Below are 14,898 nucleotides of genomic sequence, written 5' to 3'. Positions count from 1 at the left end.
TTCACTTTTGTATTTTTGTGCCATCTAAAATATATCAATGTACAGGCTTTTTATTAGACCTTTTTTATTTCTGTTCGATCCAGAAAAAGTTCATTACCTCAGTTTTTTTAGTATAAAATTTTTTTCTAAGATTGGGCTTTCGGGACTTATTAAATCCATGTTTCTTATCGAAGATAAACGTTTGGAGCGTGAACTTTTTGGCTTAAAATTTAAAAATCCTGTAGGGCTGGCGGCTGGTTTTGATAAAAATGCGGTACTCTATAACGAACTTTCAGACTTTGGTTTTGGTTTTGTGGAAATAGGAACATTAACACCTAAACCACAAGATGGAAATCCTAAAAAAAGATTATTTCGACTTAAAAAGGACCATGCAATAATTAACCGCATGGGGTTTAATAATAATGGTGTTTTTGATGCAGCCGAACAATTAAAAAAAGAACATAAGGTCTTGATAGGTGGCAACATCGGTAAAAATAAAAATACACCAAACAATGAAGCCATAAAGGATTATCTAATCTGTTTTGATGCGCTGTTCGATGATGTTGATTATTTTGTTGTAAATGTTAGTTCACCCAATACGCCAGGTTTACGTGAATTACAAGATAAAGAACCATTAACAGCTTTATTAAATGAGCTTCAATTAGAAAATCTAAAATTGAGCGGACGAAAAAACACAGCGCGTAAACCTATTCTATTGAAAATCGCTCCTGATCTTACCAATAGTCAATTGTTAGATATTATTGAAATTGTGAACACCACCAAAATCGATGGTGTTATCGCTACCAATACTACCATCTCTAGAGATAATTTACAATCACATGCACTTTTAATTGAAGAGGCAGGTGGTCTTAGTGGTGAACCTTTAAAAAATAGAAGTACTGAGGTAATCAGATTCTTAGCAGAAAAAAGTAATAAATCTTTCCCTATTATAGGTGTAGGCGGTATTCATTCCGCAGAAGATGCCCTTGAGAAATTTGAAGCTGGTGCCGATTTAATTCAGTTATGGACTGGATTCGTGTATGAAGGACCGGGATTGGTAAAAAAAATTAATAAAGCAATTTTGAAAAAATTAGCTATTTAATCGCAAGTACTAAATTCTACCAAACGTAAGTAAGCTAGTAGGTATACGAATAAATGCCTTTACACAACACAAGTTAGTCGTATAAAGGCATATCATTTGAATTTAAAATAGAAGTAGCTACCTATTTATTAGTCCAATAATCAATAACGAGAACATCCTCTAAATACGGAGTTAATACCGCACCAAAGGCCTTATGATCAGGATGAGGTAAATAAATTGCACGAGCTTCTTCGCTTTCAAACGTTAGAAAAAATGTATGGGTAAACCCTTTATCCAATCCTTCGGGACTATTATTTAATCCCCATTCATAGCCTTTTATCTGTTTAATTTTAGAAGGTAATGCACTAAAGGCATCTTCAACTTCTTTCACTTGGGTCTGAGTAGTTCCATCCTTAAATTTAAAGAGTACTACATGCCTTAAAAGGCTATCGTTCTCGATTATGGTACTTTTCTTTGAATGTTCGTTTGATGAGGCAAAAGCATTTGCCACACATGAAATACTAATTAGAAAGACTAAGATTTTAATTTTCATAAGATTATTAATTTTTAAGCAAGATATTAAAAATAGGCTTAAATAATGGTAATTTGTATTTTAGGGTCCTAACCAATTATATCTAAATTGAATTACGAAACTTTGTTGGCATTTACAATAGCCACATTTGCGTTGGCTATTTCACCTGGGCCTGACAATATTTTTGTATTTATACAAAGTATCAAAAACGGTAAAAAATTCGGTATAGCGGTTGTCGGTGGCCTTATGACAGGCTGTTTAGTGCATACTACCTTGTTGGCATTTGGGGTTTCTGCAATAATAAAAGATAACCCGGATATATTTAATCTAATTAAGATATTTGGAGCTGTTTATCTTTTATTCTTAGCTACTTCAGTCTATAGGAGTAATGATTCGATATCATTTGAAACTAAAAAAAAGACAGGTAAAAGTTTAAGTGCATTATTTCGTCAAGGGTTTATAATGAATGTTCTAAACCCTAAAGTAACAATTTTTTTTCTTGCCTTTTTTCCAGGATTTTTATTTTCAGATTCGTTGAGTACAATTATTCAATTTTATGTACTGGGTGTGTTATTTATCATCGTGTCTTCATTTGTGTTTTGTGGAATCGCTTTGCTATCCGGTAGTATTTCAAATTTTTTAACGACTAATAAACGTACAGGTCTTGTGCTTAAATGGCTGCAAATAACTGTCTTTGTGGGGATTGCTATATTTTTATTTTTCGGGTAGCTTATTTAAGTCATTAACAAGCCTTACTTAATTTGAGTTTGTATTTTTACATAATGTCTGATTCAAAAATTAAAATAATAGAATGTCCCAGAGATGCCATGCAAGGCATTAAGGAGTTTATCCCTACCGAAGAAAAAGTAAGGTATATTCAGTCCTTATTGGGATGTGGGTTTGATACATTGGATTTTGGTAGTTTCGTTTCGCCTAAGGCTATACCACAAATGGTTGATACGGCAGAGGTTTTAGCAGGTTTAGACCTTTCCAATACTAAGACAAAGCTCTTGTCTATCGTTGCAAATGTGAGAGGGGCACAGGATGCTGTCTTGCATCCGGAAATAGATTATTTAGGATTTCCTTTTTCTATTTCGGAAAATTTTCAAATGCGGAATACCCATAAAACCATAGCTCAATCTGTAGAAACATTACAAGAAATTATTAACTTGGCAGAAAGCGCCAATAAAGAAGTAGTAACCTATATTTCTATGGGATTTGGTAATCCTTATGGAGATCCTTGGAATGTGGAAATAGTAGGTGAATGGACTGAAAGGTTGGCGAAAATGGGGGCTAAAATACTATCGTTATCTGATACTGTAGGTTCTTCAGATCCAGAAACTATTTCATATTTATTTTCAAACCTAATACCGAAATATCCTTCTATTGATTTTGGCGCACATTTACATACAACACCGAATAAGTGGCATGAAAAAATAGAATCTGCTTATGTGGGCGGTTGTAGACGATTTGATGGGGCTGTGCAAGGTTTTGGTGGTTGCCCAATGGCCAAAGACGAGCTAACGGGGAATATGCCCACTGAGAAAATGTTATCATATTTCACGGAGCAAAAGGCTGATACCAGTGTTAATTGGATGGCTTTTGAAGCATCTTACAACAAAGCTTCTGAGCTATTTTTGAAGTACCATTAGATGTTGAATTTTTTTTTTAAGAGTGTGCCGATATTCATGAAACGGGAGTTTTTTTTAACTCTTGTCCAACAACAATTATAATCTTTGCTTTAAAAAAAGTACTTACCACTTATCTTATTTGAATAGTTGTAGCGGTAGTTTTATTTAAAGATTAAGATTTTTGGACAGTCTAACCAATAATAGAGCTCTAAAAACTTATTTCTATTCCTCCATAAACACCAAAAGGCAGGCCTGGTCTAAGTCCGGCCGGTACTCGTGCAACCGCATACGTTTCGTCTAAGAGGTTCATGGCATTAGCAGTTAGGGTTAAATGTTGGTTGTACCTATATTTAATTCCCAAGTCCAACACGATATTAGATGCTACTTGCTCACTAGCAGCAATAGGTCCTGAGCCGGCCTTAGTTCGGAAAGCTCCATTATAACGACCACTTAAATTAATCTCAAATTTTTTGTGTTCCAAGCTAATGGCGGTATTTAACTGATGTTTCGAAAGGTAGGGTAGTTCATCCCCAATGTTTACTTCTCCCCATATATCATTTTCACTTCCAAATCTATTTAAGAACTCAGTATCGGTATAGGTGTAACTAAATGTTACAGGTAAATTAAATTTTTTGGAGTTGGGTAGAAAATTGTAATTCAACAACACTTCTATGCCTTGTACTTTAACTTCTCCAGCATTAAATTGGTCTAGTGAACCGGTACCGCCTGTAGCAGCTAAGTCGCTTCCCAAAAGATTGCTGTAGTCATTATAAAATCCAACTAATTCTCCTGAAAAGCCTGCATAAGAAAAGCGAGTGCCTAGCTCATAATTAACGCTTTCTTCTGGTTTTTCACCCACTTGATTACTTGGCGGTGAGAATCCTTTGTGGACGCCTCCAAACAGAGAAATATTTTGAAAGTTGTAGTTAAACCCAATTCCTGGGATAAATACATTTACTTGGTTTTCCCGTTCAGCAAGATTTATACCAGTTCTTTCTGGGTCATTACCACCGTAATTTGTCCGTCCTAAATTAATATTCTCATAACGAAGACCTGGGGTCAAGGTTAGTTCTTTGTATTTTAGTTTATATAGTGCGTAAGAAGAAAAAGCTCTGGCATCACTTATCCTATTAGCATCAGTGCCTCTTTGTCTTGCTGTAATTACTGCCATTGTTCCGTTGTAAAGGCTATAGTCGTCAACCCATTGAAAGCGGTCTTCTTCATCATAGTGGTAGCGTAAACCAACTTCCATATCGTGAACTGTATTATTGTTATTCCATCTGTAGTTCAATTTGGTTTGGATTCCTGTAGATAGGTATTCTCTATTGTTTGCTTTTACTGCAATGACCTCATTTGCTTCTGTATTAGAATTTCCGCTTACAATATCGTAGTGACTTGAAAGTACTCCTGGATTTTGAATAATGTTAGCAATACTCTCACGTTGCCCGTTAACAGTCAAATTGTCTACTTTGAACCAATTACGATTGAAATTATTTAAATAGGCTGTTGTAGTGATTCTTATATTTGAGTTAAAGGCCATGGTATGTGTGCCCATAAATTGTAGATGTTTCGTATTCATCTCATCTTCCTGCGAACTTGCATAACGACGGAATGGGGTTGCGGCAAAATCAGTTTCGGTAAGACCTAAATAGGTTTCATTGGAAATTTCATCAGAATATTGAAATTTTAACTCAAAGGCCTGTCCAATTTTAGCTTCAGGACTGGTGTTTACTTTGAATTTAGCGACAAAGTCGTTTTTGTCAAATCCGGTATTTTCACCATTATCCAAATCTTTGAATCCGTCGGAATTGTAGTTGAGGTATTCTATAGAATATCCAAAATTCTTTTTACTATCCCCCAAAACGGTATGTAAACGACCACTGTTAAAACTACCGTAACTCGAGTTTAGAAAGATACCAAAACTGTCTGGTACCTCATTCGAAATCATATTAATGGCACCACCAGTAGTATACGGACCGTATTGTACCTGACTACTACCTTTTAGTATTTCTACTGCCTGCATTCTAGCAATCGTTGGGAAATAGTAGGCTGATGGTGAGCTGTAAGGAGCTGGAGCAATTAATACCCCATCCTCCATTAACGTTATTTTTGAGCTTCGTTCAGGGGAAGTACCCCTAAGACTAATATTAGGTCTAAGACCAAAACCATCCTCTTCGTACACATTTACTCCAGGAACACTTCTAAGTATTCGGTTTACGTCTGTATAATTAAACTTCTTAATTTCTTTTGGTGAAATGTAATAGGCTGAACCTGTTCTGTTCTTGGCTTCAAACTTACTCCCTAAAATGGAATTGGCTTTAAGTGTTACTTCGTCTAAATGTATTGAATCCATGCTGGTAGATGCTGGTTTCTGCGCAAACGCAACTATAGATAATAGGAGGGTAAAAAGGAATATTGAAGCTTTCATCTTATTTAGACTTATTTAAAATAGCATAATTTTGTGCAAATGTAATACTCATTCTTATATTTCGCAAAGCTTATTTAGAATAAATAAACATAGTGTGTTATTAATATTTCAAAACCAAAAGAGTAAGATTGAAATTTTAACACTAGATAAGTGAATTATCTAGACAATTCATATTCATTTGACTAAGTAAAAAAAGAGTATCTTTGCACGCAATTAAATCCTTAATTGCTATGCAAGCCCACCAAAATAAAATTATAGGAGAAGGTCTAACGTACGACGATGTATTATTAGTGCCTGCTTATTCTGATGTACTGCCAAGAGATGTAAACATTCAGACCAAATTCACAAGAAATATTACTATCAATGTTCCAATCATATCCGCAGCTATGGATACGGTTACGGAGTCTAGAATGGCTATCGCCATGGCTCAAGAAGGCGGTATAGGTGTTTTGCATAAAAATATGACCATAGAACAACAGGCCTTGAAGGTAAGAAAGGTGAAAAGGGCCGAAAGCGGAATGATTTTAGATCCGGTAACCTTACCGTTGAATTCTAAAGTTAAGAATGCTAAAGCTTACATGAAGGAGTATAGTATTGGAGGAATTCCGATTGTGGATGTTGAAGGTAAATTGTTGGGAATTGTAACGAATAGGGATTTGCGTTTTGAAAAAAATAATGAACGACCAATTTCAGAGGTAATGACCTCAGAGAATTTGGTGACTGCAGAAGAAGGAACATCGCTTTCTGAAGCTGAAGATATTCTCCAGGAGTATAAAATTGAAAAATTACCAGTTGTTACTAAAGATAATAAGTTAGTAGGTTTAATAACCTTTCGTGACATTACTAAGTTGACTCAAAAGCCCAGCGCAAATAAAGATCAATACGGACGATTGCGAGTAGCTGCAGCACTTGGTGTTACGGAAGATGCGGTTGAAAGAGCAGAAGCTCTTGTAAATGCAGGTGTTGATGCGGTTGTTATAGATACTGCTCATGGTCATACCAAAGGTGTAGTTGCGGTATTGAAGGCGGTAAAAAATAAATTTCCAGATTTAGAGGTGATTGTAGGTAATATTGCCACCGGTGAGGCTGCTAAGTATTTGGTAGACGCCGGTGCCGACGCCGTAAAGGTCGGTATAGGACCAGGTTCGATATGTACTACAAGAGTAGTTGCTGGAGTTGGTTTTCCTCAATTCTCTGCTGTTCTAGAAGTAGCAGATGCTATTAAAGGCTCAGGTGTACCAGTTATTGCGGACGGAGGAATTCGATATACAGGTGATATCCCAAAAGCCATTGCTGCTGGTGCAGATACCGTAATGTTAGGGTCTCTTTTAGCTGGAACAAAAGAATCTCCGGGTGAAACCATTATTTATGAAGGTAGAAAGTTTAAATCTTATAGGGGAATGGGCTCTGTCGAGGCAATGAGGCAAGGAAGTAAAGACCGTTACTTTCAAGATGTAGAAGACGATATCAAAAAATTGGTTCCTGAAGGGATTGTAGGACGTGTACCTTATAAAGGTGATTTATACGAAAGTATACACCAATTTATTGGAGGCCTAAGAGCGGGAATGGGGTACTGTGGCGCTAAGGATATTGCTACATTAAAGGAAACAGGTCGATTTGTGAAAATTACAGCAAGTGGTATCAATGAAAGCCACCCGCATGATGTTACCATTACTAAGGAAAGTCCTAATTATAGTAGATAGACATAAATATAGAATTCATAAATAAAAGAGGTCTCTAGAGACCTCTTTTATTATATTTATTTTTTAGAATTCTATTTTCCGGTATCCCCTTCATACACTTTCCAATCCTTTTCTTTATAAATGTTATCACCAAAATAGCGTGCTATATTTAAGAATGGTTTTGGTTTTTGATACCCAGGTACAGGAGAAAGCATGTTTAGCTCCTCATCTAAAAAAATAGTTGTAGGATAGCTTAAACGACCTTGCATTAATGTAGCAGCAAATTCATGGTATCCTTTTCTTCCCGAGGGAACAAATTTATAGGTCTTGCCTTTATACTCAATAGGTTCTTTTCCTTCACCGTCTAATTTCACCATGTAGTAGTTTTCAGCCATATACGTGGCTACTTCAGGATTTTGGAAGGTGTCTTTGTCCATTTTTTTACACCATCCACACCAATCGGTGTAGACATCGATAAATACTTTTTTAGGATTTTTTTCAGTCGCACTTAATTTAGCAGCTTCTGCCCAAGAAAGCCATTTAACTTCTTGAGCTTTACTACTAGCTGAGATTAAGAATATCGCTAGAAATAGTATTGATTTTGTGAAAAATAAGGAAGACCGTTTCATATTTTTTGAGGTGTTAGTCTAATAACTACATCAGAACTAACGTATTTTTCCTTTCTTTATTTTACTTTGGCAACTTCCTTAACAGTAAATAAATTTTTGAGATCTACTTGATTGCGAATTAAATCATCAAAAGTTTCGCGTTCACGAATAAGAATTGCTTTTCCTTTATGCCAAAGCACTTCGGGTGGTCTGAATCTTGAGTTATAATTGCTGGCCATAGTAAAGCAATATGCTCCGGCGTTTTTAAAACAAAGTATATCACCTTCAGTGATTTCATTTATTCTTTTATTGCTGGCGAAAGTATCCGTTTCACAGATATAACCAACTACAGAATAGTAGCGTTCGCGACCTTCGGGATTAGAAATATTCTTGATGGTATGGGTAGCACCATAAAGCATTGGGCGAATCATGTGATTGAAACCAGAATCTACACTAGCGAAAACAGTCGAAGTAGTTTGTTTTACAACATTTACTTTAGCTAAAAACACACCTGCTTCACTAACTAAAAATTTACCAGGTTCAAAAGCCAGGGTTAGGTCCTTGCCATAGTCCTCACAAAATTCATTGAATCGGGTACTCAATTTTTTACCTAATTCTTCTACGTTGGTTTCAATATCACCTTCTTTATAAGGAACTTTAAACCCGCTTCCGAAATCGATAAAATCTAAATTTTTAAAATTACGAGCTGTATCAAATAATATTTCAGACGCGTAAAGAAATACGTCTATGTCCAAAATATCACTTCCGGTATGCATATGAATACCGTTTATATTCATGTTGGTCAATTCAACAATGCGAAGTAAATGTGGTATCTGATGAATACTGATTCCAAATTTTGAATCGATGTGGCCTACAGATATATTTGAATTTCCTCCAGCCATAACATGTGGATTGATTCTAATACATACTGGTATAGTAGGATGCTTACTTCCAAATTGTTCTAAAATTGAAAGGTTGTCGATATTGATTCGAACACCAAGTTTAGATGCTTCTTCAATTTCCTCTAAAGAAACTCCGTTGGGTGTGAAAATGATTGATTCTGGTTTAAAACCAGCCAAAAGTCCTAATTGTACTTCTTGTATTGAGACAGTATCTAAGCCACTACCTAAGTTGTTCATTAATCTTAAGATAGATATATTAGAAAGTGCTTTAGCTGCATAATTGAGCTTTAATTTCTTTACTGACCCAAAGGCTTTAGTCAATCTATTGAATTGAGAAACTATTTTTTCAGAGTCATAAACATAAACCGGGTCACCAAAGGTTTTTGCTATTTGCAACAAATCCTCATTTTTCATACTATCAAATTTTACACGAATTTAGTTTTCTAATTGGACAGGGACAAAAATAATAACATAAAAACAATAAAAATAACAAAATGTGTTATTTGAAACATTTTGAATGTTTTGGTATAACGTATAGACCTTTGTATTTTTATATAATGAAAATACCTCTTTTTCCACTGCAGTCTATATTCTTTCCAGGCGAAACTGTACCGCTTCATATTTTTGAAGAACGCTATAAACAATTAATTAATGATTGTAGGGAAGAGGCTATAACCTTTGGCATACCAGTATTCATTAATAATAAAATGGAATATGGAGTTGAAGTACAGTTAGTGGAAGTCGTAAGTACATATAATGGTGGTGAAATGGATGTAGTGTGTGTTGCTAGGCAGATTTTTAAGGTATTAGCATTCGACAATTATATGCCTGATAAGTTGTATCCAGGTGGAATTGTAAAGTTTATAGAATACGATTATGAAGCTACTGTAGGGAAAAAGCAAGTTATAATTGACGGTATACAGCAGCTATATATAATGATGGATGTTCCTTTTAAAGAGATAAGCGTAAGCGAATTCAACAGCTTTACGTTGGCTCACAAAATAGGTTTGTCATTTGAACAAGAATATCAGTTGCTTCAGATACCAAATGAAAATGACCGTCTTAATTTTATAAGTTTACATTTAACGTCTACTATTACGGTTTTGGCACAGGTAGAAAGGACAAAGAAAGTTATTGAACTCAATGGGCATTTCAAGAATTTTGATCCTTTAGATTTTCAAGATTTGAAATTATAAGATTTAACTGGCGTAAAATTGAATGACTTTATGTTGCCTTTGTTGTTTTATCCAACTAATTCTTATAGTTATTTCAATTAATCACCTGTATTTTTAGATTATAACTTCCTGTTTCCTATTTTTGTCAAACAATTAAAATCACCATATATATGAACCTTCACGAATATCAAGGAAAAGAGATATTAGCAAGTTTTGGGGTGCGCATCCAAAGAGGAATAGTTGCCCATAATGCTAAAGAAGCTGTTGAGGCTGCAAAGCAATTAACTGCAGAAACAGGAACTGGATGGCATGTTATTAAAGCGCAGGTGCATGCAGGTGGTCGTGGAAAAGGTGGTGGTGTCAAATTGGCTAAAAACCTTAAGGAAGTTGAAGAATTGGCAAACCAAATCATAGGTATGAATTTGGTAACGCCTCAAACTTCTGCTGAGGGGAAAAAAGTACATCAGGTATTAGTTACTGAAGATGTTTACTACCCAGGTGATAGTGAGACTAATGAATTTTATATGTCCGTTTTATTAAATAGGGCTACTGGTAAGAATATGATTATGTATTCTACAGAAGGTGGTATGGATATTGAAGAAGTTGCTGAAAATACACCACATTTAATATTTACAGAAGAAATTGATCCTGCTACAGGTATCTTAGGTTTTCAAGCAAGAAAAATTGCCTTTAACCTCGGTCTTTCTGGTAATGCTTTTAAAGAGATGACAAAATTTGTTACTTCATTGTATAAGGCATATGTCGAAAGTGACTCTAGTATGTTTGAAATTAATCCAGTATTAAAAACTTCTGATGATAAAATTATGGCAGTAGATGCTAAGGTATCTATTGACGATAATGCACTTTACCGTAGAAAGGAATATGCAGATATGCGTGACCTTAGGGAAGAAAATGCAATTGAAGTCGAAGCTAGGGAAGTAGGACTTAACTATGTAGATTTAGATGGTAACGTTGGTTGCATGGTTAACGGTGCAGGTCTTGCGATGGCTACGATGGATTTAATTAAAATGGCAGGTGGTGAGCCGGCTAACTTTTTAGATGTTGGTGGTACTGCAGATGCTAAAAGAGTTGAAGAAGCATTTAGAATTATATTGAAAGATAAAAACGTAAAAGCTATTCTAATTAACATTTTTGGTGGTATCGTTCGTTGTGATCGTGTAGCACAAGGCGTTGTCGATGCTTACAGGAATATGGGAGATGCAATGCAAGTTCCTATCATTGTTAGGTTGCAAGGTACAAATGCAGAATTGGCCAAAGAGATTATTGATAACTCAGGACTCGCAGTTCAATCAGCAGTTTTGTTTCAAGAAGCTGCAGATAAAGTGAAAGCTGTATTGGCTTAAATAGTTTTATTAGATTATAAGTTCAAAGGACCATCCATAAGGATGGTCCTTTTTTTTTAGACGTTGTTTTCTTTTACTAGAATAAGTGACTAATTCGTTAAAAGGTCTTTTGGTTTTATGGTATACAAAAATAGCTATAGAGTTTATAGAACCAAAATAGAGGTTCTATTTCGTCTCTAAGAAAAATTTTAGATATTCACACTGTTCGGCCTAAAAAGCTATATAATCTGTTGTGCTTATGAGCGAATCAGTTTTTTCGCTACTGTTAATAGATCTTCCTTCAAATCTTATTCCCTGTGGGGTTGAATGGACGTTTTGCCATCGAACATTGAAGAACCTTAATTAAAAAAATGTTAAAATTTAATTATTTGGTAACAATACCATTTTTCAGACGTCTTTTAATAAATCATCATCAATCAATTTATTAATCAATCTTCAGTAACCCTGAGGAAAAAACAAAAAGTCATGAGAAAATTAAGTTTAGTAGTGGTAGCGGCAATGCTACTTGCAACAGGTACGATTTTTGCCAACGATAGTAAAGTTGTCAGCCCTACCAAAAGTCTTTCTTCGCAGATATCAGTAATGCTATCTGAAAACAATTTTTCGGAAATGAATTCCGACCTAACAGCTCAAGTCCGCTTTACCTTAAATAGCGAAGGTGAAATTGTGGTGCTATCTGTAGATACCAATTTTGATACTATGGAAAGCTTTGTTAAAAAAAGCTTGAATTACAAGAAGGTGGATATAACTAAAGTAGAGGAGGGTAAGATTTATACCATACCTGTTCGGGTAAAAGCTTAATCCTTGCCCTTAGAATATGAAATCCTGAGACATAGAAGTGTTTCAGGATTTTTTTTTGTTTTTATATTTTACAGGGCTAAGAGCCATATCAACTTTTTTAAGTTGTTTGGTTTTAAAATCTTCCCTCACGTTAGGTTTTTTACTTGACTTATCGGGAATATTTGAAATTCCTGAAAGAACCTCACCTGGGTTCTTCGGATTTTCCTTAGTTCCTCTAAGGTGAATCACCAAACCGTTTAAGAAATTACGTAATACCTGATCACCACATTCCATATAATTAGGGTGTTCTTCTTTTCTAAAAAAAGCACCTAATTCACTTTTTGAAATTTTAAAATCTACCAACGTAAGTATAGCTACGATATCATCGTCCTTAAATTTTAAGGCTACTCTTAGTTTTTTAAATATATCATTATTGGTCATAGTACCTATTTAAGCACCGCAAGGTATTATAAATTTATGTACTCTTTGGTTACTAGTAAAGAATATTGATTTGAACCAGGATTTGATTGATGAATTGATTAGGGCGAGGATAACGTTATTCTATCTAAAAATAGCTCAAGTAAACTTATGAGATTTTATAGAAGTCTAAGTCATAAGTGCAACATGAATATTTAGAATGATTGAGAGGATTCAATAAAGAAGGGATTGGTTTGTCGTTAAATACTATCAGAAGTTTTCTTTATAATTTATATTTTCGCAAAGATTTTGTAGAATGCCAGCGTATGATTAATATGTATTTTACAAAGTATGCGCTACATCGTACTTGTTCAGGTTGAAAGTATATTGAGTTGAGGTATTAATTGAAATAAAAATACTTTAGTGCTTTTTTTTTAGTTATACTTATGAAAATCAATTCATTGTAATAGATTATGCCTACAGAAAAGGAAAAACTTAGTATTCTGTCAGAAATGATTGGGTTTGCCAAAGTGAACAATGAGATAAAGGAAATGGAATATGATTTTCTATTTTCGGTAGCTCAACAGTTAGAAGTAACTAAATTGACTTTTGATCGTCTGTTTAAGCATGATGTAGAGCATGTGATACCTAAGTCGCAATCTGAACGTATTGTTCAATTTCACAGATTAGTCTTACTAATGAATGTTGATAATCAGCAAGAATTAATTGAAATTAAAAGATTACATGATATAGGTTTGAGTATGGGGTTGCCGCCAGGCGCTATTCAGCAAGTATTATCAATTATGCATCAATATCCTGATAAAATTGTGCCACCAGATGTTTTAATAAACATTTTTAAAGCCTATTATAATTAAGACCAAGAAATAAAATCTACATCAATTTTACTTAAATCTCTCTTATTTTCGATACCTATTTTAGCATCTATGTTTAATTGTTCAATCTCTATTTCAATGTCTTTCATTTGATTTGAATTTATCACATGTGAAGTTAGGGTATGTAGCATGTGCATCAATTTTCTCATAACTGTAATATCATGTTTGCAATATTGGCGGTATGTGGCCATAACGTTATATAGTACTTCTGAAAACTTGACACATTTAATACGTGCCCAATTGGTTCCTTCTTTATCGTGTATATATTCAAAATCTGATTTTTTCATCAAAACAAGAAATAATGAGGTTAGATAATCAATGGTATTCAAGGCTGTGCCTGGGTCGTTAATTCCGGGAGACATGGCCTTTACTCCTATTTCGGATATTTGCCTAAATCCATATATGTAATTTTCTCCTACCAATTCTTCTCTACTAAATAATAGTGTTTCCATTATTTCAATCTCTACTTTTTTTGATAGTGGCTTTTCTGATATAATGCCCACTGTACCGTCTAATATAAATTGACCTTTGAATAATTCTATCGTAACCTTAGTTTCTTGCTGCTTGCAAATATCAATAAGATTATCTTTCAGTATTCCGTAAAAATATCCTACTCTGTTGACGGTGTATTTTTCCCAATGCTCTGTTTGAGGAAAATCAAAGGAATTTTCCTTTTGTTCCTTTATTATTGATACAATTGCGGTTTTAGTCTTTTTATGAATATTGGTCAATATATTTCCAACTTGTATGGCTTGTGAGATGTTATGAATAAAATAGATGAAAGAGGCCAAACATAGTACTGTTAAAATTATTCCTATCAATACAGAGAACCCTGGCGTTTGATATTTGTTTTCAGTGGGCTCAATAGATACTAGAATAAATATATTGTATAAGATCGTTGCAATATATTGCCCGAGTACAACTTGATGCTTTTGATTAGAAATGATACCAGGCAGCACCCTAGGCGAGAAATTACTAGATGCTTGGTTTAACAACACCATTACCATAGAAAAACTGAATACCGTCAAGGAAATAAGACCACCTATCAAAGTGCTTAAAAGTGTTTTCGCCGTATCTGTATTATCAATAACCAGTCCTGGTGCAACATCCATTAAATAAGCTGATACATCTATTTGCTCTAGATAGATCATGAAAAATGCTAGCATTAATCCAGCAAATGAAATTACAGAAGGGAAGAAGGCTATTTTACTTCGAATTTTATAAAAAAAGTTTGTAATTCTATTCATGTGATGGATTCAGCTATAAATCTAATAAAGGTAGCATCTAAAAAGAGACTTATATGCTATTATTTAAGACTCAAATTAGCAAAACAAGACAATTTGACATCAATAAAACAGTGATAAGTGACAAAGTGTCATTGTTTAGTAAAGGGTATATTGTTTGCTCTAGTTAAAGCAACTAATAC

General features: G+C 34.4%; 14 protein-coding genes. 8 read left to right on the top strand and 6 right to left on the bottom strand.

The annotated features are described in order from the left end of the window. The first annotated feature begins 37 nt into the window (after positions 1 to 37). Entirely contained in the window at positions 38 to 1,081 is a 1,044-nt protein-coding gene (locus ES765_RS08065) for a quinone-dependent dihydroorotate dehydrogenase (protein WP_138113035.1), read from the top strand. Between the two features lie 121 nt (positions 1,082 to 1,202). Here ES765_RS08065 and ES765_RS08060 read toward each other — a convergent pair whose 3' ends face one another. After that, positions 1,203 to 1,613: a Dabb family protein gene (locus ES765_RS08060; protein ID WP_138113033.1), complete on the bottom strand. Its 411-nt coding sequence runs from the start codon at positions 1,611 to 1,613 to the stop codon at positions 1,203 to 1,205. An 87-nt stretch (positions 1,614 to 1,700) separates the two neighbouring features. Here ES765_RS08060 and ES765_RS08055 point away from each other — a divergent pair, with 87 nt between their 5' ends. Further along, positions 1,701 to 2,321 (top strand): LysE family translocator, encoded by a 621-nt coding sequence (locus tag ES765_RS08055; protein WP_138113031.1) that lies wholly within the window; start codon positions 1,701 to 1,703, stop codon positions 2,319 to 2,321. A gap of 53 nt (positions 2,322 to 2,374) precedes the next feature. Then, complete coding sequence (locus tag ES765_RS08050; protein ID WP_138113029.1) at positions 2,375 to 3,244, top strand: hydroxymethylglutaryl-CoA lyase; 870 nt, start codon at positions 2,375 to 2,377, stop codon at positions 3,242 to 3,244. A gap of 187 nt (positions 3,245 to 3,431) precedes the next feature. Here ES765_RS08050 and ES765_RS08045 read toward each other — a convergent pair whose 3' ends face one another. Then, positions 3,432 to 5,651 (bottom strand): TonB-dependent receptor family protein, encoded by a 2,220-nt coding sequence (locus ES765_RS08045; RefSeq protein ID WP_138113027.1) that lies wholly within the window; start codon positions 5,649 to 5,651, stop codon positions 3,432 to 3,434. A gap of 230 nt (positions 5,652 to 5,881) precedes the next feature. Here ES765_RS08045 and guaB point away from each other — a divergent pair, with 230 nt between their 5' ends. After that, entirely contained in the window at positions 5,882 to 7,354 is a 1,473-nt protein-coding gene (guaB, locus tag ES765_RS08040; RefSeq protein WP_138113186.1) for an IMP dehydrogenase, read from the top strand. A 71-nt stretch (positions 7,355 to 7,425) separates the two neighbouring features. Here guaB and ES765_RS08035 read toward each other — a convergent pair whose 3' ends face one another. Further along, the gene (locus ES765_RS08035) at positions 7,426 to 7,962 is read right to left on the bottom strand and encodes a thioredoxin family protein (protein ID WP_138113025.1); all 537 of its coding nucleotides are present in this window, start codon (positions 7,960 to 7,962) and stop codon (positions 7,426 to 7,428) included. Between the two features lie 56 nt (positions 7,963 to 8,018). Continuing rightward, complete coding sequence (gene lysA, locus ES765_RS08030; RefSeq protein WP_138113023.1) at positions 8,019 to 9,257, bottom strand: diaminopimelate decarboxylase; 1,239 nt, start codon at positions 9,255 to 9,257, stop codon at positions 8,019 to 8,021. Positions 9,258 to 9,400: 143 nt separating this feature from the next. Between lysA and ES765_RS08025 the strand changes: the two genes are divergently transcribed. The 3 genes from ES765_RS08025 to ES765_RS08015 all read left to right on the top strand — a co-directional run bounded on the left by ES765_RS08025 (position 9,401) and on the right by ES765_RS08015 (position 12,183). Then, the gene (locus ES765_RS08025; RefSeq protein WP_138113021.1) at positions 9,401 to 10,039 is read left to right on the top strand and encodes an LON peptidase substrate-binding domain-containing protein; all 639 of its coding nucleotides are present in this window, start codon (positions 9,401 to 9,403) and stop codon (positions 10,037 to 10,039) included. Positions 10,040 to 10,188: 149 nt separating this feature from the next. Then, on the top strand, positions 10,189 to 11,382 hold the full coding sequence (gene sucC, locus ES765_RS08020; protein WP_138113019.1) for an ADP-forming succinate--CoA ligase subunit beta: 1,194 nt from the start codon (positions 10,189 to 10,191) through the stop codon (positions 11,380 to 11,382). A gap of 465 nt (positions 11,383 to 11,847) precedes the next feature. Next, positions 11,848 to 12,183, top strand: a complete 336-nt coding sequence (locus ES765_RS08015; protein WP_138113017.1) for a hypothetical protein — start codon at positions 11,848 to 11,850, stop codon at positions 12,181 to 12,183. Between the two features lie 42 nt (positions 12,184 to 12,225). Here ES765_RS08015 and ES765_RS08010 read toward each other — a convergent pair whose 3' ends face one another. Beyond that, positions 12,226 to 12,603 carry a DUF1456 family protein gene (locus tag ES765_RS08010; RefSeq protein WP_138113015.1) on the bottom strand — a complete coding sequence of 126 codons (378 nt, stop codon included), beginning with the start codon at positions 12,601 to 12,603 and terminating at the stop codon, positions 12,226 to 12,228. Positions 12,604 to 13,052: 449 nt separating this feature from the next. Here ES765_RS08010 and ES765_RS08005 point away from each other — a divergent pair, with 449 nt between their 5' ends. Continuing rightward, the gene (locus ES765_RS08005; protein WP_138113013.1) at positions 13,053 to 13,454 is read left to right on the top strand and encodes a TerB family tellurite resistance protein; all 402 of its coding nucleotides are present in this window, start codon (positions 13,053 to 13,055) and stop codon (positions 13,452 to 13,454) included. On the opposite strand, the gene ES765_RS08000 is transcribed toward ES765_RS08005, so the two are convergent. Continuing rightward, positions 13,451 to 14,719, bottom strand: coding sequence for a DUF2254 domain-containing protein (locus ES765_RS08000; protein WP_138113011.1), 1,269 nt, complete (start codon positions 14,717 to 14,719; stop codon positions 13,451 to 13,453). The two genes, ES765_RS08005 and ES765_RS08000, sit on opposite strands and share 4 nt — an antisense overlap. Positions 14,720 to 14,898: the final 179 nt, after the last annotated feature.

Source organism: Maribacter sp. ACAM166 (genome assembly GCF_005771495.1).
Lineage (GTDB): Bacteria > Bacteroidota > Bacteroidia > Flavobacteriales > Flavobacteriaceae > Maribacter.
The sequence above is the reverse complement of the archived record's forward strand: the minus strand, read 5'-3'. Positions and strand labels throughout refer to the sequence as shown.